The organism is Pseudomonas fluorescens (assembly GCF_001648775.1).
GTDB classification, from domain to species: Bacteria; Pseudomonadota; Gammaproteobacteria; order Pseudomonadales; family Pseudomonadaceae; genus Aquipseudomonas; species Aquipseudomonas fluorescens_M.
The window spans coordinates 249,342-269,478 of sequence record NZ_LVEJ01000016.1 but is presented as its reverse complement, the minus strand read 5'-3'; the positions used below and the strand labels follow the sequence as shown (position 1 = coordinate 269,478).

At 61.2% G+C, this 20,137-nt stretch carries 23 protein-coding genes; 13 read left to right on the top strand and 10 right to left on the bottom strand.

Features of this window, described 5'->3' with window-relative positions:
• Window positions 1–347: 347 nt before the first annotated feature.
• The 5 genes from A8O26_RS15880 to A8O26_RS15860 form a co-directional block, all read right to left on the bottom strand.
• On the bottom strand, window positions 348–1,046 hold the full coding sequence (locus A8O26_RS15880; protein ID WP_007910962.1) for an OmpW/AlkL family protein: 699 nt from the start codon (window positions 1,044–1,046) through the stop codon (window positions 348–350).
• Window positions 1,047–1,268: 222 nt separating this feature from the next.
• A complete protein-coding gene (locus tag A8O26_RS15875; protein ID WP_064118883.1) occupies window positions 1,269–1,787 on the bottom strand; it encodes a DUF3299 domain-containing protein in 519 nt (172 codons plus the stop codon).
• 11 nt (window positions 1,788–1,798) lie between these two features.
• On the bottom strand, window positions 1,799–3,064 hold the full coding sequence (locus A8O26_RS15870) for an ABC transporter permease (protein WP_064118857.1): 1,266 nt from the start codon (window positions 3,062–3,064) through the stop codon (window positions 1,799–1,801).
• A gap of 1 nt (window position 3,065) precedes the next feature.
• The gene (locus tag A8O26_RS15865) at window positions 3,066–3,776 is read right to left on the bottom strand and encodes an ABC transporter ATP-binding protein (RefSeq protein WP_064118856.1); all 711 of its coding nucleotides are present in this window, start codon (window positions 3,774–3,776) and stop codon (window positions 3,066–3,068) included.
• A 140-nt stretch (window positions 3,777–3,916) separates the two neighbouring features.
• On the bottom strand, window positions 3,917–4,516 hold the full coding sequence (locus tag A8O26_RS15860) for a DUF2796 domain-containing protein (RefSeq protein ID WP_064118855.1): 600 nt from the start codon (window positions 4,514–4,516) through the stop codon (window positions 3,917–3,919).
• Between the two features lie 135 nt (window positions 4,517–4,651).
• On the opposite strand from A8O26_RS15860, the gene A8O26_RS15855 reads away from it, so the two are divergent.
• Window positions 4,652–5,011 (top strand): hypothetical protein, encoded by a 360-nt coding sequence (locus A8O26_RS15855; RefSeq protein ID WP_064118854.1) that lies wholly within the window; start codon window positions 4,652–4,654, stop codon window positions 5,009–5,011.
• Window positions 5,012–5,015: 4 nt separating this feature from the next.
• Here A8O26_RS15855 and trxA read toward each other — a convergent pair whose 3' ends face one another.
• The 3 genes from trxA to A8O26_RS15840 form a co-directional block, all read right to left on the bottom strand.
• Complete coding sequence (gene trxA / locus A8O26_RS15850) at window positions 5,016–5,888, bottom strand: thioredoxin (RefSeq protein WP_064118853.1); 873 nt, start codon at window positions 5,886–5,888, stop codon at window positions 5,016–5,018.
• Window positions 5,889–6,046: 158 nt separating this feature from the next.
• A complete protein-coding gene (locus tag A8O26_RS15845; protein WP_064118852.1) occupies window positions 6,047–6,703 on the bottom strand; it encodes a class I SAM-dependent methyltransferase in 657 nt (218 codons plus the stop codon).
• Window positions 6,700–7,164 carry a YbaY family lipoprotein gene (locus tag A8O26_RS15840; RefSeq protein WP_064118851.1) on the bottom strand — a complete coding sequence of 155 codons (465 nt, stop codon included), beginning with the start codon at window positions 7,162–7,164 and terminating at the stop codon, window positions 6,700–6,702. The genes A8O26_RS15845 and A8O26_RS15840 overlap by 4 nt, the downstream gene beginning before the upstream one ends.
• Window positions 7,165–7,292: 128 nt before the next feature.
• On the opposite strand from A8O26_RS15840, the gene nrdR reads away from it, so the two are divergent.
• From nrdR to A8O26_RS15780, 12 genes are all read left to right on the top strand, one after another.
• Window positions 7,293–7,757: a transcriptional regulator NrdR gene (gene nrdR, locus A8O26_RS15835; protein WP_007910946.1), complete on the top strand. Its 465-nt coding sequence runs from the start codon at window positions 7,293–7,295 to the stop codon at window positions 7,755–7,757.
• Window positions 7,754–8,887, top strand: coding sequence for a bifunctional diaminohydroxyphosphoribosylaminopyrimidine deaminase/5-amino-6-(5-phosphoribosylamino)uracil reductase RibD (gene ribD / locus A8O26_RS15830; protein WP_064118850.1), 1,134 nt, complete (start codon window positions 7,754–7,756; stop codon window positions 8,885–8,887). Before nrdR ends, ribD begins: the two co-directional genes overlap by 4 nt.
• A 47-nt stretch (window positions 8,888–8,934) precedes the next feature.
• Window positions 8,935–9,597 (top strand): riboflavin synthase, encoded by a 663-nt coding sequence (locus A8O26_RS15825; protein WP_064118849.1) that lies wholly within the window; start codon window positions 8,935–8,937, stop codon window positions 9,595–9,597.
• A gap of 16 nt (window positions 9,598–9,613) precedes the next feature.
• The gene (gene ribBA, locus A8O26_RS15820) at window positions 9,614–10,705 is read left to right on the top strand and encodes a bifunctional 3,4-dihydroxy-2-butanone-4-phosphate synthase/GTP cyclohydrolase II (protein WP_008081846.1); all 1,092 of its coding nucleotides are present in this window, start codon (window positions 9,614–9,616) and stop codon (window positions 10,703–10,705) included.
• 91 nt (window positions 10,706–10,796) lie between these two features.
• Window positions 10,797–11,273: a 6,7-dimethyl-8-ribityllumazine synthase gene (ribH, locus tag A8O26_RS15815; protein WP_003228649.1), complete on the top strand. Its 477-nt coding sequence runs from the start codon at window positions 10,797–10,799 to the stop codon at window positions 11,271–11,273.
• Window positions 11,270–11,770, top strand: coding sequence for a transcription antitermination factor NusB (gene nusB, locus A8O26_RS15810; protein ID WP_064118848.1), 501 nt, complete (start codon window positions 11,270–11,272; stop codon window positions 11,768–11,770). Before ribH ends, nusB begins: the two co-directional genes overlap by 4 nt.
• Before the next feature lie 18 nt (window positions 11,771–11,788).
• The gene (gene thiL / locus A8O26_RS15805; protein WP_064118847.1) at window positions 11,789–12,754 is read left to right on the top strand and encodes a thiamine-phosphate kinase; all 966 of its coding nucleotides are present in this window, start codon (window positions 11,789–11,791) and stop codon (window positions 12,752–12,754) included.
• Window positions 12,751–13,254 carry a phosphatidylglycerophosphatase A family protein gene (locus A8O26_RS15800; protein WP_007910933.1) on the top strand — a complete coding sequence of 168 codons (504 nt, stop codon included), beginning with the start codon at window positions 12,751–12,753 and terminating at the stop codon, window positions 13,252–13,254. The genes thiL and A8O26_RS15800 overlap by 4 nt, the downstream gene beginning before the upstream one ends.
• 37 nt (window positions 13,255–13,291) lie before the next feature.
• Window positions 13,292–14,029 carry a substrate-binding periplasmic protein gene (locus A8O26_RS15795; protein ID WP_064118846.1) on the top strand — a complete coding sequence of 246 codons (738 nt, stop codon included), beginning with the start codon at window positions 13,292–13,294 and terminating at the stop codon, window positions 14,027–14,029.
• A gap of 235 nt (window positions 14,030–14,264) precedes the next feature.
• A complete protein-coding gene (gene ribA, locus A8O26_RS15790; RefSeq protein WP_008081835.1) occupies window positions 14,265–14,882 on the top strand; it encodes a GTP cyclohydrolase II in 618 nt (205 codons plus the stop codon).
• Window positions 14,879–15,298: a hypothetical protein gene (locus tag A8O26_RS15785; RefSeq protein WP_064118845.1), complete on the top strand. Its 420-nt coding sequence runs from the start codon at window positions 14,879–14,881 to the stop codon at window positions 15,296–15,298. The genes ribA and A8O26_RS15785 overlap by 4 nt, the downstream gene beginning before the upstream one ends.
• The gene (locus A8O26_RS15780) at window positions 15,298–16,098 is read left to right on the top strand and encodes a cobalamin-binding protein (protein WP_064118844.1); all 801 of its coding nucleotides are present in this window, start codon (window positions 15,298–15,300) and stop codon (window positions 16,096–16,098) included. Before A8O26_RS15785 ends, A8O26_RS15780 begins: the two co-directional genes overlap by 1 nt.
• Window positions 16,099–16,205: 107 nt before the next feature.
• Here the strand turns inward: A8O26_RS15780 and A8O26_RS15775 are convergent, their stop codons facing one another.
• Both A8O26_RS15775 and dxs read right to left on the bottom strand, forming a co-directional pair.
• Complete coding sequence (locus A8O26_RS15775; protein WP_064118843.1) at window positions 16,206–18,089, bottom strand: TonB-dependent receptor domain-containing protein; 1,884 nt, start codon at window positions 18,087–18,089, stop codon at window positions 16,206–16,208.
• Between the two features lie 139 nt (window positions 18,090–18,228).
• The gene (gene dxs / locus A8O26_RS15770) at window positions 18,229–20,127 is read right to left on the bottom strand and encodes a 1-deoxy-D-xylulose-5-phosphate synthase (protein WP_064118842.1); all 1,899 of its coding nucleotides are present in this window, start codon (window positions 20,125–20,127) and stop codon (window positions 18,229–18,231) included.
• Between the last annotated feature and the right edge of the window lie 10 nt (window positions 20,128–20,137).

The window sequence follows — 20,137 nt, the reverse complement described above, 5'->3', positions numbered from 1 at the left end:
CCTCTCCCTGAGGGAGAGGTGACTGATCGAGGTGTACTTTCGAGTTACGCCGACGTGAAATACCGAGTCGAGCTCAGTTGTGCAGAGCACACAAATCGGCTCCCTTTCCCCCTCGCCCTGAGGGAGAGGGCTGGGGTGAGGGGGATGGATCTCAAACTCACCACGCATTCCAGGCAGACATGAAAAAGGCGCCCTTTGACAGGCGCCTTTTTCACGGCCGGAATATGTCGCTACTCCTGTGGCGAGGGAATGTTATCCCCCGATCAACTGCGTACGGTCGCCGTCAGTTCTATGCCTGCTCACCACCAAGCCTCATCCACCACCACGTGAACGTTCGGTCAATCGACTTAGAACTTATAGCCCAAACCAACCATGTAGATGAACGGATCCACATCCACATTGACCCGAGCGCGAGTGCCTGGCGCCACCGCGTTGTTCTCGACGGTAGCGCGGGTGTCGATGTCGATGTAACGCACTTGGGCGTTGAGCATGATGTTGTCGGTCAGCATGTAGTCGGCACCGACCTGCCAGGCCAGACCCCAGGAGTTTTTCGCCTTGAAGTTGCTGAAACCGTTGGCGCTGGCTTCGCTGCCGACGTGTTCGTCATAGATCCAGGTGTAGTTGATACCGCCACCGACATACGGCTGGAACGGCGACTTCGAGTCCAGCGGGTAGTAGACGACGCTGAGGGTTGGCGGCAGGTGTTTCAGGGTACCGAGCTTGCCGTTGGCCGCTGGCAGGGCAGTGCCCTTGAGCTTGACGTCATGCTCGAACGGCGTCGCCGCGAGCAGTTCGAGGCCGACGTGATCGGTGAGCATGTAAGCGAAGTTGAGACCCAGTTGGGTGTCGCTGCTCATGGTCGCCTTGCCGCCCAGATTGGTGCCGCTCAACGGACCCTGATCGACCTTGACGCTGGAACTGTCGGCCTTCGGGTTGACGGTGATCGCACCGGCGCGGATGAGGATGTCACCGGCTTCATGGGCGTGGGCGAGCGGGGCTGCGAGCGCGAGGGCAAACAGCGAGGCGCTGAGCAAGGACTTGTTCATGGGGGCTCCGAAAGGACGTTAAAAATGTCTGATGTCCTATGGTACGAAGCCAACTGATACGGTCTTTTGACTCAGCTCAATGAAACAGTGAAGGGGCGGGTTTCTGTGGAACCTTTGCCGGCCTCTTCGCGAGCACGCTCGCTCCCACCCTGGAATGTGATTTCCTGTGGGAGCGAGCCTGCTCGCGAAGACGATGGATCAATCAATACAAAACCGCCGGACTCACTCCGGCAGTTCATACACATAAATCTTGTCGGCATCCATCTGATACCCCGCATCCGCCAACTCACTGCTCGACGCCTTGACTTGCAACGGCCCCTCGACCCAGTACGGCTGATACAACTCATCAAGCTTCACGCCCAACTCGCTTTTCACATGCACGATCTGGTTCGACGGCGGTGGCGGCACGTGGATGCACGCGCCGAAATACGGCACCAGCAAAAAGTCCGTGGTGCGTCCTTCTTCATTGACTTCCAGCGGCACGATATAGCCCGGCAAACGAATGTTCTGCCCGTTCAGCGCCTTCACCACCGGCGCGTTCGGCAGGTCCTGCTTGGCCGCTGGTGCGGACTCGGCAGACAGCGCATCGCTCATCTTCGACATGTCGTGCAGCGGGGTCATGTTCGGCACTTCCGGCGCGGCGTCCGGCGGGATCATCTCCGACCACGTCAAGTCTTTCGGCGCCGCTGCCCACACGGGCAGGGCGACCAGCAACAGCAGCGCAAGCAAGGCGCGGGGCATGGTGAACATCCTCATAAACGGATCGACAGGCCATCGGCCAGGGATTGGCGATAAGCGCGCCAGGCCGGCACGCTGCCCATCAGCAGCGCGGCCGCCAGAATGCCACCGAGCAGCGTCCATTCATACTCGCTCGGCCACGCCAGCGGCAGGAACAAACCGTAATTGGCCTGCACGTAACCCTGCGCGGCGGCAATGCCGATGTACAGCAAAGCCACCCCGGCAATCACCCCGGTCAGCGCCAGTGCAAACGCCTCGAGCACCAACAGGCTCGCGATATGCCACGGTCGCGCCCCGACCGAGCGCAGAATCGCCATCTCGCGGCGCCGCTCGTTAAGGCTGGTGAGAATCGCCGTGAGCATGCCGATCAACCCGGTCAACACGACAAACAACGAGACCACGAACAGCGCTTTTTCAGCGGTACTCATCAGGCTCCACAACTCCTGCAAGGCCACGCCCGGCAGGATCGCCAACATCGGCTCGCCACGGAATTCGTTGATCTCGCGTTGCAGCGCAAAGGTGGAAATCTTGCTGTTGAGGCCGAGCATGAACGCGGTGATCGCTTGCGGCGTCAGGTCCATGTTGCGCGCCTGATCCGCCGTGATCCGCCCATTGCCGCGCGCCGGCACGCCGTTGTGCCAGTCGATGTGAATCGCCTCCATGCCGCCGAGGCTGATGTGCAGCGTGCGATCCACGGGTGTACCGGTACGCTTGAGAATACCGACCACGGTGAACGGTTTGTCGTCGTGCTTGACCAGACTGATCGCCGCCACGCCGTGGGCCAGCACCAGTTGGTCGCCGAGTTTGTAATGCAGCGCATCGGCCACTTCAGCGCCGAGCACCACTTCAAACGGATCAGTCGCGAACGCGCGACCGTCAGCCAGCTCCAGATGCTGCTGGCGACCGTACTGGTAATGCTCGAAATAGGCTTCGGTCGTACCCATCACTCGGTAGCCGCGATGGGAATCACCGAGGGACATCGGGATCGCCCACTTCACTTTCGGGTTGCTGGCGAAGTGTTCGAAGCTGTCCCAGCGGATATTGTTGGTGGCGTTGCCGATACGGAACACCGAGTACAGCAGCAGATTTACCGAGCCGGAACGGGCGCCAACGATCAGGTCGGTGCCACTGATGGTGCTGGCGAAACTGGCTTTGGCTTCGGTGCGCACCCGTTCAACGGCGAGCAACAGGCACACCGAGAGGGCGATGGCAAAAGCCGTGAGCAAAGCAGTGAAGCGGCGGTTGGCCAGGCTGGCCATGGCCAGACGAAACAAATACATCTCAGACCTCGGCAGACGTGGCGGCACGATTGAGTTCGGCCAGGGACAGATGACGGTCGAACAGCGGTGCCAGACTCTGGTCGTGGCTGACGAACAGCAGACTGGAACCGGCCTCGCGGCATTCAGCGAACAGCAAGCGAATGAAGTTTTCCCGGGCGTCGTAATCCAGTGCCGAGGTCGGTTCGTCGGCGATCACCAGCTCAGGCTGACCAATCAATGCGCGTGCGGCGGCAACCCGTTGCTGTTGGCCGATCGACAGTGAATCAGCACGACGACTAAGGATGCTTTCATCTTTCAAGCCCAAGTGGGCGAGCAGGGTCGCGGCGGCTTGATCAACGCTGCCGTGGCGCTGTTTCGCTCGCTGGGCGCGCAGTTTGGAAAAGTGGCAAGGCAGTTCGACGTTCTCACGCACCGAGAGAAATGGCAGCAGGTTGAACTGCTGGAAGATGTAGCCGGTGTGATCGACACGGAACGTGTCGCGGGCGCCGGCGGAGAGTTCGGTGAGTTCCTTACCGAGCAGGCGAATGCTGCCGCGACCGGGTTTCTGCACGCCGCCGAGCAGGCCGAGCAGGGTGGTCTTGCCGCTGCCGCTGGGGCCTTTGAGGAACAGGGTTTCGCCGGCTTCCAGACGAAACGCCGGGATGTCCAGCAGCGGCGGATGACCGGGCCAGTTGAAGCCCAGGTCGGACAGTTCGATGAGTGCTTGGGTCATGGCACCAGTTTCATGAGGTGAACACATAACCCCTGTGGGAGCGAGCTTGCTCGCGAAAGCGGCAGATCAGTCAATTCAAAGGCGCCTGACGAGTCGCATTCGCGAGCAAGCTCGCTCCCACAAGGGGATTCCGGTGAGGCTTAGAATTTCAACGACGCAGCCTTGGCCGTCACTTCGGTGCCTTGCTGGCCGCTGGCGCTGATCAGTTGTACCTGAATTTTCTGCGTCGCCGGGAAGGTATTGAAGACGTTAGCCAGATCCAGCGTCTTCAACGCACCCGGTGTGGCGCAGCTGAATTGGTAATGCGCGTGGATTTCGCTGTGGTCGTGGTGATGCTCGTGACCGTCCTTGTCCGCTTCATCATCGTCATGGTCGTCGGCATCCGGTTTATCGCCGAACAGTGGGCTTTCCAGTTCCTGACTGACCACTTTGCACCCGGCGGCTGCAGGGAGGCTGAACAGGGCCAAGGGTTTTTCCAGTTGCGCACGGGCAGCGGCGACCTTGGCCTTGTCGGCATCCGAAGTGGCGACGTGCTCGAAACCCACGAGGTTCATCGCCGGGCTTTCCAGCTCAAGCTCCAGGGTCTGGCCATCCAGCGCCGCGTTCAAGCGACCGACGCCGTGTTCATGCGCGCCAAGGCTGCCGTGTTCATGATCGTGATCGTGGTCATGCTCATCAGCCGCGTGGGCGATGGCCAGCGGCAACAGGGCAAACGGCAAAGCGAGCAGCAGACGACGCATGGCGGTCTCCGGGAAGTAAAGTGAAGAGTTTGTTATGTAATCTTATAACGAAAGTGCGCAGAGTTTGCCCGTGCGCTTGGCGTTGCACAAGTCCCGTGGGAGCATGCAGGTCAGAAATGTGCGGGAGCGAACTTAATGTTGCGGATACGCGGAACCGTCGGCGACGTGCCGGTGGACTTGACGGTGGAACTGGATGACGGCGATTGGGCGAAGCTCGGTTCGGCGCTGAGTGGGCAGGCGCCGGTCGCTCAATCTGAGGCGGTCGCATCAGCCCCGGCGGCGAAACCGCTGAATCAGGACGATGCGTTGTGGCAGGTGGCCAAGGATCTGTTGCGCAAGGCCGGGCAGCTCAGCGGGCCGGACCTGCTCGATCAACTGGAAGGGCTGACCGGCAGCGCGGTGGCGGGCAAGCGCTTGCTGGTGCGTTTGCGCCATAGCGCGGACGTGAAAGTGGCGAGCGGCGGGGATACGCCGCTCTATAGCTGGATCGAATGAGCGCTTAGTACAGCGCCGCGAACATCTTGCGGCGGTAAACGCTGACCAGCGGGTGATCATTGCCCAGCAGCTCGAACACCTGCAGCAAGGTTTTGTGCGGCAGGCCTTCGCTGTAACTGCGGTTGCGGATGAACAGCTTCAGGAGTGCATCCAGCGCCGCTTCATACTGCTGGCGAGCGAGTTGCTGGATCGCCAGTTGATACACCGCTTCATCGTCCAGCGGATCTTTCGCCAAGCGCGCTTTGAGGTCAGCGGCATCCGGCAGGTCGCGCGCCAGACCAAGGAACTTGATCTGTGCCTTGGCCCCGGCCAGTGCGGCCTTGTGCTCATCGCTCTTGACCGCATCGAGTACGGTTTGCGCTTCGTCCAGTTCGCCGCGCTCAGTCAGGCAACGCGCATAGAGAATCAGCGCTTTCGCGTTGGTGTTGTCTTCAGTGAGCATCACCACCAGCGCCGCTTCGGCATCGGCGTAACGGCCGTCATCGAACAACGCTTGAGCCTGTTCGAAAGGGTCGGCAGCGGCCGGCGGTGGCATTTGCACATGCGGCTCAAGCAGGGCGCGCACGGCGGATTCCGGTTGTGCACCGGCAAAGCCGTCGACCGGCTGACCGTCCTTGAACAGCACCACGGTCGGCAGGCTGCGAATGCCGAAACGGGCGACGATGTCCTGCTCGATGTCGCAGTTGACCTTGGCCAGCAGCAACTCGCCCTGATAGCTCTCGGCAATGCCTTGCAGCATCGGCATCAACGCCTTGCACGGCGCACACCATTCGGCCCAGAAATCCACCAGCACCGGTTTGTTGAAAGAGGCTTCGATCACCGACTGGTCGAAATCGGCCGTCGTGGCGTCGAAGATGTACGGCGTTTGCTCACTCATGGGGGATCTCGTCAAAGCGTGGATGGGGCAACTATACGGCTTGGCGGGGGGTGGCCGGAAGGCAGAGATGTGTTGTCTGGCAGGACGCCTTCGCGAGCAGGCTCGCTCCCACAGCGGAACGCATTCCAAATGTGGGAGCGAGCCTGCTCGCGAAGCTTTTAGTCACGCCGCGCATGATAAAGGCTGACATGCCGAAACTCTTCCGGCTCCGCCAGATCGGGCAACGTCATCGCTTCAAGCATCTCAATGCGCTCATACAGCGGATGCCGAAAATCCCTGACCCGCGAATCCGCCACCAACGCCTCACGACCGCGACTGAGAAACGCATCGAGCAACGGCAGATTCGCCCGGTCGTACAACACGTCCGCCACCAGAATCAGATCAAAGCGATCGGCCTCAGCAAAGAAATCCGTCGAATAACCCATCTCGACGTTATTCAGCGCGGCGTTCGCCCGGCATGCGGAAATCGCCAGTGGATCGAGATCGCACGCCACCACCTCCAGTGCCCCGGCCTTAACCGCTGCAATCCCGGCAATCCCCGATCCGGCGCCGAAATCCAGCACGCGCTTGCCGCGTACCCACTCGGGGAACTCGGCCAGGTAACGCGCCACCGCCAGACCGCTGGCCCAGCAAAATCCCCAGTACGGCGGCTCATGCAGGATTCGCTGAGTTTCTTCCTGACTGAATTGGCGACCCATGTTGTCGCCATCGATCAGCCATAGCTGCAAATCGGTGTCGGGCAACGCACAGACCTTGAGTCTGGCGTCGCCGAGCAATTCACCTAACGCCTGTTGCAGGTCAAGCGGTGCATTCATGGTGCTTTGACAAATTGCAGTTGGCCGAGCGCTTGAGTGGTCGCCTGGGTGATGGTTTGCGACGGCAGGTGCAGGATCAACTGGCCGGACTGGCTGGCGCGACCACGCAGCTCAACCCGCGCACCGGCCGGGAATGCGTCCGGGTTGAAGCGCAGGCGAAACGGCAGGATCTGGTTGTTGCCGATCAGGCTGGAACTGGCGAGCAATTGTTGCGGGCGATCCTTTTCATCGATCACCAGCAGCGCCAGTTCGACTTCGGCGCCGGCCGGCACGCCTTGCAGGGTACCGCTTAGCTCGCGCTGATAGGCCGGCAGCGGGCCAAGCTCGGCAGCTTCCTTGGCTTTTTTCTGTGCCTGTTGCGGTGCAGGGCCCGGCGTCGGCGGCTGGGGCTTGGGTGCATCGCTGCCGCAGGCCACCAACAGGCTGAAAAGACTGAGCAAAACGAGCGGACGTAACGGCATTGGAGGCTCCGGCAAAATGAAATCCATGGATCAAACGATCATGCCGTTCTGTATACCGCAAAGCCTATGGCTTGTCTTGCCACCGGGATGCGCTACCATGGCCCTCCCTTTTTTTGTTGCCAGCCACCATGCACTGTCCCTTCTGCGGTGCCAACGACACCAAGGTCATCGACTCGCGTCTGGTCGCCGAGGGCGAACAGGTGCGCCGCCGGCGTGAATGCCTGGCCTGCGGCGAACGTTTCACGACGTTCGAGACGGCCGAACTGGTGTTGCCGCGCCTGATCAAAACCGACGGCAGCCGCCAACCGTTCGACGAAGAAAAACTCCGCGCCGGCATGCAACGCGCGCTGGAGAAACGTCCGGTGAGCGTCGAGCGTCTCGAATCCTCTCTGGTCCACATCAAGCACAAGCTGCGCGCCACCGGCGAACGCGAGGTCAAATCCCTCGTGGTCGGCGAGTTGGTGATGGCTGAATTGCAGAAGCTTGATGAAGTCGCCTACATCCGTTTCGCTTCGGTGTACAAGCGCTTCCAGGACCTCAACGAATTCCGCGAAGAAATCGACCGCCTCGCCCGCGAACCGGTGAAAGAATGACCACCGTCGCCGAGCAGGCCATCCTCGACGCCCACTTTATGGCGCGTGCGCTGGAACTGGCGCGCAAAGGTCACTACACCACCCATCCCAATCCGCGGGTTGGCTGTGTGGTGGTACGCGATGGGCAGATTGTCGGCGAAGGCTGGCACGAACGCGCCGGCGAACCGCACGCTGAAGTCCACGCGCTGCGCGCTGCCGGTGAGTTAGCCCGTGGGGCCACCGCTTACGTGACTTTAGAACCGTGCAGTCACCACGGGCGTACGCCGCCGTGCGCCGATGCGCTGGTGAATGCCGGTGTCGCCCGTGTGGTAGCGGCGATGCGTGATCCGAATCCGCAAGTCGCCGGTCGTGGTTTGCAGCGTCTGGCCGATGCCGGCATCGCCACTGAAAGTGGTGTGCTGGAAGCGGAGGCGCGCAAGCTCAATCAAGGTTTTCTCAAACGCATGGAACACGGCTTGCCGTTCGTGCGGGTCAAATTGGCCATGAGCCTCGACGGTCGCACGGCGATGGAAAGCGGCGAGAGCCAATGGATCACCGGTCCCGCCGCACGTTCGGCCGTCCAGCGTTTGCGCGCTCAGGCCGCTGTGGTGCTGACTGGCGCCGACACGGTGCTGGCCGACGGCGCGCGTTTGACCGTGCGTGCCGACGAGTTGGGTCTGGATGCCGAGCAAACCGCGCTGGCCATGAGCCGTCCGCCGCTGCGCGTGTTGATCGACGGCCGCCTGCGGGTACCGCTGGATGCGCCGTTCTTCAAGGCCGGCCCGGCGTTGGTCGCCACCTGTGTCGCGATCGAAGAGCAATACGCTCACGGCCCCGAGTGTCTGATCGTGCCGGGTGATGACGGTCAGGTCGATCTGCATCAATTGCTGATCGAACTGGCCAACCGTGGCGTCAACGAGGTGCTGGTCGAGGCCGGTCCGCGTCTGGCCGGTGCTTTTGCTCAGCTTGGTCTGGTCGACGAGTTCGTGATCTTCATCGCCGGCAAGTTCCTCGGTTCTTCAGCGCGTCCATTGCTGGACTGGCCGCTGGCCTATATGAAGGACGCTCCCGAGCTGAAAATCACTGAAATTCGCGCGGTGGGCGATGACTGGCGAGTCACTGCCATCCCTGTCCTTTCGGCGAGCGTATAATTCCCGGCCATCGCGTTAGCGCTGGCTCAGTTCTCAAGGAGAACCCCATGTTTACCGGCATCATCGAATCCATCGGCAGTATCCGCGCACTGACCCCAAAGGGCGGTGATGTGCGGGTCCACGTCGCCACCGGCAAGCTCGACCTGAGCGACGTCAAACTTGGCGACAGCATCGCGGTCAACGGCGTCTGCCTGACGGCCGTCGAGCTGCCGGGCGACGGCTTTGCCGCCGACGTCAGCCGCGAAACCCTCGACTGCACCGCCATGAACGACCTGAAAAGCGGCAGCCCGGTCAATCTGGAAAAAGCCCTGACCCCGAGCACCCGTCTCGGCGGGCATCTGGTCAGTGGCCACGTCGACGGTGTCGGCGAAATCGTCTCGCGTTCCGACAATGCCCGCGCCGTGGAATTTCGCATCCGCGCGCCGAAAGAACTGGCCAAGTACATCGCCCACAAAGGCTCGATCACGGTCGACGGCACCAGCCTGACCGTGAACGAAGTCGATGGCGCCGAATTCATGCTGACGGTCATTCCGCACACCCTGAGCGAAACCATCATGGCGTCCTACAAGCCAGGTCGCCGGGTGAACCTGGAGGTCGACTTGCTGGCGCGTTATCTGGAGCGTCTGCTGCTTGGCGACAAGGCTGCCGAACCAAGCGCTGGCGGCATCACTGAAAGCTTTCTGGCCGCCAATGGCTACCTCAAATCCTGACTGAAGGGGGTGCCTTGTGGCGCTCAATAGCATCGAAGAACTGGTTGAAGACATCCGCCAAGGCAAGATGGTCATCCTCATGGATGACGAAGACCGCGAGAACGAAGGTGACCTGATCATGGCCGCCGAATGCTGCCAGGCCGAACACATCAACTTCATGGCCAAGCACGCCCGTGGCCTGATCTGCATGCCGATGAGCCGCGAGCGCTGCGAACTGTTGAAGCTGCCACTGATGGCGCCGCGCAACGGCTCCGGTTTCGGCACCAAGTTCACCGTCTCGATCGAAGCGGCCGAAGGCGTGACCACCGGTATTTCCGCTGCCGACCGTGCGCGCACCGTGCAAGCGGCTGCCGCCAAGGATGCCAAGGCTGAAGACATCGTCAGCCCGGGCCACATCTTCCCGCTGATGGCTCAGGCCGGCGGCACCCTCGCTCGCGCCGGCCACACTGAAGCCGCCTGCGACCTCGCGCGCATGGCCGGCTTCGAGCCGAGCGGTGTGATCTGCGAAGTAATGAACGACGACGGCACCATGTCCCGTCGCGCCGAACTGGAAGCTTTCGCCGCTGAACACAACATCAAGATCGGCACCATCGCCGACCTGATTCACTACCGGATGATCCACGAACGTACCGTTCAGCGGATTGCCGAGCAGCCACTGGACAGCGAACTGGGTCAATTCAACCTGGTGACCTATCGTGATTCGGTGGAAGGCGACGTGCACATGGCGCTGACCCTGGGCACTGTTTGCGCCGAAGAGCCAACGCTGGTTCGCGTGCACAACATGGACCCGCTGCGCGACCTGCTGATGGTCAAACAACCGGGCCGCTGGAGCCTGCGCGCCGCCATGGCGGCGGTTGCCGAGGCCGGCAGCGGTGTGGTGTTGTTGCTCGGTCACCCGCTCGATGGCGACGTGTTGCTGGCGCATATCCGTGAAACCGGTGATCAGCCCGCGCCGAAAAAACCGACCACTTACAGCATCGTCGGTGCCGGTTCGCAGATCCTGCGCGACCTCGGTGTGCGCAAAATGCGCTTGATGTCTGCACCAATGAAATTTAATGCGATATCCGGTTTCGATCTGGAAGTTGTAGAATACGTGCCCTCCGAATAATGACCGGTTGTTTCCGGACGCCAATTCGCGGCAAATAAATCACTGAGGGACGCGTAGCAGACGCGTCCCGGCTCTTTAAGAGAACTGACGAATGACCCTGAAGACCATCGAAGGTACCTTCATCGCCCCTAAAGGCCGCTACGCTTTGGTAGTGGGCCGTTTCAACAGCTTCGTTGTTGAAAGCCTGGTCAGCGGTGCAGTTGATGCCCTGGTTCGCCACGGCGTGAGCGAAAGCGACATCACCATCATCCGCGCACCTGGCGCCTTCGAAATCCCGCTGGTTGCGCAGAAAGTCGCCCAGAAAGGCGAGTTCGCAGCCATCATCGCCCTCGGCGCGGTCATTCGTGGCGGTACTCCGCACTTCGAATACGTGGCAGGCGAATGCACCAAGGGTCTGGCCCAGGTGTCCATGGAGTTCGGCGTGCCGGTCGCTTTCGGCGTCCTGACCGTTGATTCCATCGAGCAAGCCATCGAACGTTCCGGCACCAAAGCCGGTAACAAAGGTGCCGAAGCTGCCCTGTCCGCTCTGGAAATGGTCAGCCTGCTGGCACAGTTGGAGGCCAAGTGATTAGCGACGAAAGCGATCGTTTCAACCCGCGCGAACCGCGTCCAACGGACGCCGGCAAGCCTTCGAAAAGTGAAAAGCGCCGCGCTGCCCGTCAGTTGGCGACGCAAGCGTTGTACCAGCGCCACATGGCCAGTACTTCGCTGAACGAAATCGAAGCGCAGTTTCGCGTCGACAACGATTTCACCTTCGCCGATGCCAGCTACTTCCACGACATCCTGCACGGTGTTCCGGCCAGTCTGACCGAGATCGACAATGCGTTGGCGCCGTGCCTGGACCTGACCATCGAAGAGCTCGACCCGGTTGAACTGTGCGTACTGCGCCTGTCGACCTGGGAACTGCTCAAGCGCGTCGACGTGCCGTACCGCGTGGTGATCAACGAAGGGATCGAACTGGCGAAAGTCTACGGTTCCACCGACGGTCACAAGTTCGTCAACGGCGTGCTCGACAAGCTGGCCCCGCGCCTGCGTGAAGCTGAAGTGAAGGCGTTCAAGCGCTGATTGGCGCTTGAAACGGCTATGGGCGAGTTTGAGCTGATCCGCAATTTCTTCGCCGCCGCGCCTTGTGCGCAGGGCGGCGAAGGCGTTGCTCTGGGGATCGGCGATGACTGCGCCTTGCTTGCTGTTCCTTCCGGGGAACAGCTGGCGATTTCTACCGATACGCTGGTGGCCGGTGTGCATTTTGCCGACCCCTGCGATCCGTTTCTGCTCGGTCAGCGCTCGCTGGCCGTTGCGGTCAGCGATCTGGCCGCCATGGGCGCCACGCCCGTTGCCTTTACCCTTGCCCTGACTGTGCCGACGGTGACCGCCGATTGGCTGCAAGCCTATGCCCACGGTTTGAACCGGATGGCGCAGAGTTGCGGCATTGCACTGGTGGGCGGCGATACCACGCGTGGGCCGTTGAGTCTGACGGTTACCGTGTTTGGTCGCGTGCCTGCGGGCCAGGCGTTGACCCGCTGCGGTGCGCAGCCGGGTGACTTGCTTTGCGTCGGTGGTGAGCTGGGCAATGCTGCTGGCGCGCTGCCGCTGGTGCTCGGTCAGCGTGACGCCGAACCTCATGTCGCCCAACCGCTGCTCGATCATTACTGGTCACCACAGCCACAACTCGCCCTCGGTCAGGCCCTGCGCGGCAAAGCCACCTCGGCACTGGACATCTCTGATGGCCTGCTCGCCGACTGCGGCCACATCGCACTGGCGTCGAAGGTGCGGCTTGAGATTGAACGCGAGCGCGTACCGCTGTCGGATGCTTTAGTGGCGTTTCTTGGTCAGCGTGGCGCCGAGCGCGCGGCGTTGAGCGGTGGCGATGATTACGTGCTGGCCTTCACCCTACCGTCCGTCGAGTTGCCGGCGCTGCTGGCCAATGGCTGGCCGATCCATGTGATCGGTCGTGTGTCAGAAGGTCAGGGCGTGGTCCTGCTGGACCGTGAAGGGAAGGACATCACCCCGCAAATCCGGGGCTATCAACATTTTCAGGAGACACCGTGACAGATCACCCGAAACAGGTTCCGGCCGAATTCGTTCCGCCGTCGGTCTGGCGCAATCCCTGGCATTTCCTCGCGTTCGGCTTTGGTTCCGGCACCCTGCCGAAAGCCCCGGGCACGTGGGGCTCGTTAGTTGCGCTACCCTTTATCCCGTTGTGGCAGATGTTGCCCGACTGGGGTTACTGGCTGATGCTGGGGATCACCATGCTGTTCGGCTTCTGGCTGTGCGGCAAAGTCGCCGACGATCTGCGGGTGCACGACCACGAAGGCATCGTCTGGGACGAGATGGTCGGGATGTGGATTACCCTGTGGCTGGTACCGGAAGGTTGGTACTGGTTGCTCGCGGGTTTCCTCGTGTTCCGCTTCTTCGACATTCTCAAGCCGTGGCCGATCCGCTGGATCGACCGGCATGTGCATGGCGGCGTAGGGATCATGCTCGACGACGTCCTGGCCGGCGTGTTCGCCTGGCTGGCCATGCAGGGACTGGTGTGGATTTTCGCCTGATTCCAAGGGATATCAGGGGCAAGTGAGGGGACAAGGGATGGCTCGACGCTGGTTGGCGCTAGTGGTTTTGGCTTTGCTGAGTACCGTGGCCGGTGCGCAGGAAGCTGCGCCGACGCCGGCGGTCATCCATCTGGCCAGCGAAGACTGGGAAGACTACACCGCCGCCGACGGCCATGGCCTGGGCTGGGACGTGCTGCGCAAGGTGTTCGAACCGGTCGGGGTCAAGCTGGATATCCGCACCGTGCCATACACCCGTTCGGTCGGTCTGGTGCAGTTGAAGGAGGTCGACGCGCTGGTCGGCTCCTATCGCGATGAAGCCGAGCAGGTCCTGTATCCGCACTGGAATTTTGATTCCGACCACATCTATGCGTTGGGTCTGGCGAGCAATCCTTCGCCCACCCAGGCGACGCTGGGCAAGTATCGGCTGGCCTGGGTGCGCGGTTATCGCTATGAAAACTACCTGCCGAACATCAAGCGTTACAACCAGATCGAACGCCGTACCGGGATTCTGTTGATGCTCAAGCAGGGGCGGGCGGATTACTACATCGATGCACTGACCGAGATTGAAGCGGTGGTGAAAACCGCAGCTGATCCATCCCAGTATCGTTATTCACACTTGGCCGAGTTGCCGCTGTTTCTCGGCTTCGCCGACACGACTCAGGCGCGGGCGCTGATGGCGCTGTATGACCAGCGCATGGAGCAGTTGGTGAAGAGCGGTGAGCTAAAGCCGATCTTCGAGAAGTGGAAGCAGCCGTATCCGTTCACCTCGAACTGACCACTTACCCCTGTGGGAGCGAGCTTGCTCGCGAAAGCGGTGGTTCAGTCAGCATTGGGGCGATGGACATGACGCCTTCGCGAGCAGGCTCGCTCCCACAGGGGATCGAGGCAACTCAGTAGTTATCAAACTTTTTGATCGTTATGCCCGATAATTCAGCCTAAGCGTCTGTAGGAACCTGCTGTTACAATGCCGGCCTGCGAATTTTCAGACTCTTTAGATCAGGAGCACACCGGTGCCTGTCGTCTTTGTCGCCGCTTCCAAGCTGCCAACGCCTTTTGCGCAATTCACCATGCACGGTTTTCTCGATGAAGCCACCGGCCGCGAGCACGTCGTGCTGAGCCTGGGTGAATTCGCCGACGGCGCCCCGGTACTCGGCCGTTTGCACTCCGAATGCCTGACCGGCGATGCCTTGTTCAGCCAGCGCTGCGACTGCGGCTCGCAGCTGGAAGGCGCCCTCAAAGCCATCGCCCGCGAGGGCCGTGGCGTGTTGCTGTATCTGCGTCAGGAAGGTCGCGGCATCGGCCTGCTGAACAAGATCCGCGCCTATGAGTTGCAGGACGGCGGCGCCGACACCGTTGAAGCCAACGAACGTCTGGGCTTTGCCGCCGATCAGCGTGACTACGCGATGTGCCTGCCGATGCTTGAGCATCTGGGCGTGAAATCCCTGCGGCTGATGACCAACAACCCGCGCAAGGTCAAGGCGTTGACCGACATGGGCATCACCGTCGCCGAGCGCGTGCCGCTGCACACCGGCCACAATCCGCACAACAAACTCTATCTGGCGACCAAGGCCAGCAAGCTCGACCACATGATGGGCAATGAGCATCAGGGCGAGGTCGACCGCGCGTGACCCGCGGTCAGGTGCGGCGCCGGTTGTCGGTCGATTGGTGGAAATACCTCGCACTGGCGCTGCTGCCGCTGTTCGTGCTCAACGCCCTGTTCGGTCAGGGCGAAGGGATTCTGCCAGTGCTGGCGATGCCGTTCTTTATTGCCGGCGTGGCGTCGATGTTTGTCAGCCTGAAGTTTTTCAGCCGCTACAAACATGCACTGATCGCCACACAAAAAGCCCTCGATACCCCGGATGAGCCGGCAGCGTGGATTGCTCTCGCAGCACGTCGTCGCACGGCTTTTCTCGCGGCAGCGTTGCCGGCGTGGATCGGCGCACTGGCGGTGTTTGTCGGCCTCGAAGCCGTGCCGCTGATGCTGCTGGCGTTGTCCACAGCAGTGCTGTTCTATCTTTACCGTATCCCGCGTCAACTCGGCTGATGCGCCTTCTCTGGCTGGCGCTTCTGCTGCTGGCCGTCTCGGCTCCGGTGCTGGCGAACCTGCGGGTGGTCAGCCTCGCGCCGTCCCTTTCTGAAATCGTTGTCGAGCTGGATTCGGCTGACTTGTTGGTCGGCGTGCTGGATGCCGGTGAGCGTCCTGCCGAGATTGCCAATGTGCCGTCGGTTGGGCGCTATGGCCAGCTCGACATGGAGCAGTTGCTCAGCCTCAAACCTGACCTGTTGTTGCTCTGGCCCGGCAGTGTCGGCCCGGCGCAGCGTGATCAACTGAAGCGTCTGGGCATTCCGATCTTCGTCGCCGAATCGCATTCGTTAGATCAACTCTCCATGCAGATAGAAGCCATTGCCACGCAATTGGGCAGGCCTGAACGTGGGCTGAAACTGGCTACAGATCTGCGGCAAACACTCACCGACCTACGCCAGCGCTATCACCGGGAAGTGCCCTTGCGGGTGTTTTATCAGGTGTGGGACAAGCCGCTGTACACCGTCGGTGGCGGGCAGATCATCAGTGATGCGCTAGAGGTGTGTGGCGCGCGTAATGTGTTCGCCGACCTGAGTCTACCGGCGCCGCAGGTGAGTATCGAGGCGGTGTTGCAGCGTGATCCTGAGGTGATTCTGGCGGGGGATCAGGCGCAACTCGATGCGTGGAAAACCTGGCCGCAGGTAGCAGCAGTGAAGCAGGGAAAACTACTGTTGGTTACCGATAAAGGCCTTGAGCGCCCAAGCGGCCAAATGATCGATGCCACCGCCAAACTCTGCCAATTGATCGCGCCTGACCGCTGAAACCGGTGTGACTTCTTCGCGAGCAGGCTCGCACACAGGGGATTGCATTCCAAATGTGGGAGCGAGCCTGCTCGCGAAGGGGCCAGTCAAATCACCGAAGATTCAAATCAAAGCTGGGGAGTCCAGGTGACCCCAAACATCCACGCCCGACCTTCCTCACGATAACCATACTGACTGCCGTCATAGCTGTAATTCGCCCGGCTGTAGCCTTTGTCGAAAACGTTATCCACTTTCAAATCCAGCTTGATCTCGCGGTTCAGCGCCCAACTGCTGCGCAAGCCGAACAACGCATAACCACCCAGCGGGTTTTCATTTTTCAGATCGTCATAGCTGCTGCTGACCGCCTGCCAACTGGCGCCGAGTCTGATCTGGTCAAACTGACGATCCAGATCCCAACTCACCGTGCGCCGCGCACGCCGTGCCAAGGTGTGCCCGGTATCGCGATCGCGTGGATCGATGATCGAAACACCAAGGTTGCTCTGCCAGTCGAACAGTTCCTGCTTCAGCGCTGCTTCGAAACCGTTGATTCGCGCCGAAGCTACGTTCTCCGGACGTGAATGGCTGCCGAAGATGATCGCGTCTTCCAGGTCGGTACGGTAAATCGACGCTTCCAGGCGGCTGCTGTCGCTCAACTGGCTGCGCCATTGCAGCTCGTAGCTTTTCGAGGTTTCCGGTTTCAGATCCGGGTTACTGAAGTCCGGGTAGTACAGGTCGTTGAAGGTCGGCGCGCGGAAGCCTTCGCTGTAGCTCAGCAACAGATCATTGTCCGGGTTCAACGGCAGGGTGAACGTGCCGCTCCAGGTGTTCTGGCTGCCAAACTGCTGGTTATCGTCATGGCGCAGGCCCAGCTCGGTGGAAAAGCTGTCAGCCTGATAACGATGCTGGATGAAGGCGGCACGGTTCCAGCGGCTGTCCTCATCGAATGCGGTGCTACTGTTGACCCGATCTTCGTACCAGTCGCCACCGAGTATCAGGCTGTTGCGCGGGTCCAGCGTCAGGTCGTTCTGCCAGTTCACCGAGTCACGGTAGGTGTTGAACACCGTGCGCTCGTCGCTGAGCTTGTCGAGGGTCTTTTCGCGGTTCTCGGTATGGCCGAACTCGACGCGGGTTTTCCAGGTTTCGTTGACCCGCGCATCGACGTAACTGCTGACGCTACTGACGTTGAAATCGCTGTACGGCTGCTGTTGCACCGACTCGAACGTGTTCATGTCGAAGCGGCCGAACGGGTTGTCGAACTCGCTCTTGCCACGGTTATCCAGCAGATTGGCGCCGATTTCGATGTCATCGGTCAGCGCATGGCTGAGGCTCAGGCTGATCGATTTGTTGCGATAGGCATCATGATCGCCATCGCTTGGGTATGACTCGTTAGTGCGGTCAATCCCGGCAGTTTCATCGAGGCTGGCGCCGAGATTGAAACGGGTTTGCTCATCGCCGCCGGACAAGCCAACGCTGCGCTCCCAGGTCTGGTTACTGCCAAAACCGACGTGCATCCGTGGCTGCAAGCCTTGCTCGGTGCCGCGCCGGGTGAAAATCTGAATCACCCCGCCAATCGCATCGCTGCCGTAAATCACCGAACGCGAACCGCGCAGCACTTCCACTCGCTCGATCTGCTCGATGTTCAGATGCTGCAGATTGCTGTCGCCGGAGGTCGAGCTGCCGATGCGCTGGCCGTCGACCAGCACCAGGCTCTGCGCCGACTGCGTGCCGCGAATGTAGATCCCCGGCAGACTGCCGCGCCCGCCGGTCTGCGCCACTTGCACGCCGGGGACGCGACGCAGCAAGTCCGGCACGTCGCTCGGTTGCAGGCGGTCGATGTCTGCGCGGGTGAACACGGTGTTGGCGGCGCTGCTGTCGTTGCGGGCTTCGACCTGACGGTTGGCGCTGATCAGCGTGTCGGGCAGTTTCAGCGCCTGATCACGTTCGAAGGTATCGGCGAGGGCGTTGGCGGTTGGCAGCAGGAAGAAGGGCAGGGCTAGGCGCGAGAGTTTCATGGACAGTCCACTGGTGTTTCAGGTGTACACAAATCAAATGTGGGAGCGAGCTTGCTCGCGAAGACGGTGTGTCAGTCAAAAATGAGTCGACTGACAGTCCGCTTTCGCGAGCAGGCTCGCTCCCACAAGGGTATTGCGTTTATTTGTCGAGTAAGGCCAAACGCTGACGAATCGACGACTCGATCCCGGCCTCATCCAGCCCGCACTCGGCCAGCATTTGCGCAGGCTTGGCGTGTTCGACGTAAACATCAGGCAAGCCCAGATGCAGCATCGACTTGAGGATGTTCTCCCGCGCAAGGAATTCGCTGACCGCACCACCGGCGCCGCCCATGATCGCGTTCTCTTCGATGGTTACCAGCAACTCATGGCTGCCGGCAATCTCGCGCACCAGTTCTTCGTCGAGCGGTTTGACGAAGCGCATATCGACCACGCTGGCATCCAGCTTTTCAGCGACTTTCAGCGCCTCGGCCAGTTGCACGCCGAACACCAGCAAGGCCACTTTGCTGCCCTGACGACGGACGATGCCTTTACCGATTTCAATCGGCTCAAGATCTTTCTCAATGGTCGCATTCGGGCCGCTACCGCGTGGATAACGCACAGCCGCCGGGCCGTTGTACAGATGGCCGGTGGTGAGCATTTTGCGCAATTCGTTTTCATCGCTCGGGGTCATGATGACCATGCCCGGGATGCAGCGCAGGTACGACAGATCGAAGCTGCCGGCATGGGTCGGGCCGTCTTCGCCAACCAGGCCGGCACGGTCGATGGCGAACAGCACGTCGAGGTTCTGCACCGCCACATCATGGACGAGCTGGTCATATCCGCGCTGGAGGAACGTCGAGTAGATCGCCACCACCGGTTTTGCGCCTTCGCAGGCCATGCCGGCGGCGAACGTCACCGCGTGTTGCTCGGCAATCGCCACGTCGAAGTAGCGCAGCGGGAAACGTTCGCTGAACGCCACCAGGTCCGAGCCTTCCTTCATCGCCGGGGTAATCCCGACCAGACGCGGGTCAGCCGCCGCCATATCGCACAGCCACTCACCGAACACCGCCGAATACTTCGGCCCGCCGGCTTTCTTCGGCGCAGCGGCCGGAGCGTCCAGTGGTTCCAGTTTGGTGATGGCGTGGTAACCGATCGGGTCGACTTCCGCCGGGGCGAAGCCTTTACCTTTCTTGGTGACGATGTGCAGGAACTGCGGGCCTTTCAGATCGCGCATGTTACGCAGCGTGGCGATCAGCGTTGGCAGGTCGTGGCCGTCGATCGGGCCGATGTAGTTCCAGCCCAGCTCTTCGAACAGGGTGCCGGGGACCAGCATGCCTTTGGCGTACTCTTCGGTGCGACGGGCGATTTCCCAGGCGCCGGGCAGGCGCGACAGGACTTTCTTGCTGCCTTCACGCATGCTCGCGTAAGTACGGCTGGAAAGAATCTTCGCCAGATAATTCGACAGGCCGCCGACATTGCGCGAGATCGACATGTCGTTGTCGTTGAGGATCACCAGCATGTTGGCGTTGACTTCCGGCGCATGGTTCAGCGCCTCGAAAGCCATACCGGCGGTCAACGCGCCATCACCGATCACGGCAATCGCCTTGCGATCACTGTTTTGCAGGCGGGCGGCAATCGCCATGCCCAGCGCAGCGCTGATCGAGGTACTGGAGTGGCCGACGCCAAAGGTGTCGTACTCGCTCTCGGCGCGACGCGGGAAGGCAGCAATGCCGTCCTTCTGGCGCAGGGTGCCCATGCGCTCGCGGCGACCGGTGAGGATCTTGTGCGGATACGCCTGATGACCGACGTCCCACAGCAGACGATCGTCCGGCGTGTCGAAGACGTAATGCAACGCGATGGTCAGCTCGATCACGCCCAGGCCGGCACCGAAATGCCCACCGGTCTGGCCGACCGTGTAGAGCAATTCCAGGCGCAACTCATCGGCCAGGGTTTCCAGCTCGGCTTCGCCTAACCGGCGCAGGCCGTCCGGCGTATTCGCGCGGTCGAGCAGGGGCGTGGTCGGGCGCTTGCGGGGAATCTCATGAAACGTCGTGGGCATCAGGCGAATC

Excerpts from the sequence above, each read along its gene's own strand:
- A8O26_RS15825 (WP_064118849.1), top strand. The coding sequence starts at position 8,935 with ATGTTTACCGGCATCATCGAATCCATCGGCAGTATCCGCGCACTGACC.
- A8O26_RS15880 (WP_007910962.1), bottom strand. The coding sequence starts at position 1,046 with ATGAACAAGTCCTTGCTCAGCGCCTCGCTGTTTGCCCTCGCGCTCGCA.
- thiL (WP_064118847.1), top strand. The coding sequence starts at position 11,789 with ATGGGCGAGTTTGAGCTGATCCGCAATTTCTTCGCCGCCGCGCCTTGT.
- A8O26_RS15875 (WP_064118883.1), bottom strand. The coding sequence starts at position 1,787 with ATGCCCCGCGCCTTGCTTGCGCTGCTGTTGCTGGTCGCCCTGCCCGTG.
- A8O26_RS15775 (WP_064118843.1), bottom strand. The coding sequence starts at position 18,089 with ATGAAACTCTCGCGCCTAGCCCTGCCCTTCTTCCTGCTGCCAACCGCC.
- nrdR (WP_007910946.1), top strand. The coding sequence starts at position 7,293 with ATGCACTGTCCCTTCTGCGGTGCCAACGACACCAAGGTCATCGACTCG.
- ribH (WP_003228649.1), top strand. The coding sequence starts at position 10,797 with ATGACCCTGAAGACCATCGAAGGTACCTTCATCGCCCCTAAAGGCCGC.
- A8O26_RS15845 (WP_064118852.1), bottom strand. The coding sequence starts at position 6,703 with ATGAATGCACCGCTTGACCTGCAACAGGCGTTAGGTGAATTGCTCGGC.
- A8O26_RS15780 (WP_064118844.1), top strand. The coding sequence starts at position 15,298 with ATGCGCCTTCTCTGGCTGGCGCTTCTGCTGCTGGCCGTCTCGGCTCCG.
- A8O26_RS15840 (WP_064118851.1), bottom strand. The coding sequence starts at position 7,164 with ATGCCGTTACGTCCGCTCGTTTTGCTCAGTCTTTTCAGCCTGTTGGTG.
- A8O26_RS15870 (WP_064118857.1), bottom strand. The coding sequence starts at position 3,064 with ATGTATTTGTTTCGTCTGGCCATGGCCAGCCTGGCCAACCGCCGCTTC.
- A8O26_RS15855 (WP_064118854.1), top strand. The coding sequence starts at position 4,652 with ATGTTGCGGATACGCGGAACCGTCGGCGACGTGCCGGTGGACTTGACG.
- A8O26_RS15860 (WP_064118855.1), bottom strand. The coding sequence starts at position 4,516 with ATGCGTCGTCTGCTGCTCGCTTTGCCGTTTGCCCTGTTGCCGCTGGCC.
- trxA (WP_064118853.1), bottom strand. The coding sequence starts at position 5,888 with ATGAGTGAGCAAACGCCGTACATCTTCGACGCCACGACGGCCGATTTC.
- A8O26_RS15865 (WP_064118856.1), bottom strand. The coding sequence starts at position 3,776 with ATGACCCAAGCACTCATCGAACTGTCCGACCTGGGCTTCAACTGGCCC.
- dxs (WP_064118842.1), bottom strand. The coding sequence starts at position 20,127 with ATGCCCACGACGTTTCATGAGATTCCCCGCAAGCGCCCGACCACGCCC.
- A8O26_RS15795 (WP_064118846.1), top strand. The coding sequence starts at position 13,292 with ATGGCTCGACGCTGGTTGGCGCTAGTGGTTTTGGCTTTGCTGAGTACC.
- ribD (WP_064118850.1), top strand. The coding sequence starts at position 7,754 with ATGACCACCGTCGCCGAGCAGGCCATCCTCGACGCCCACTTTATGGCG.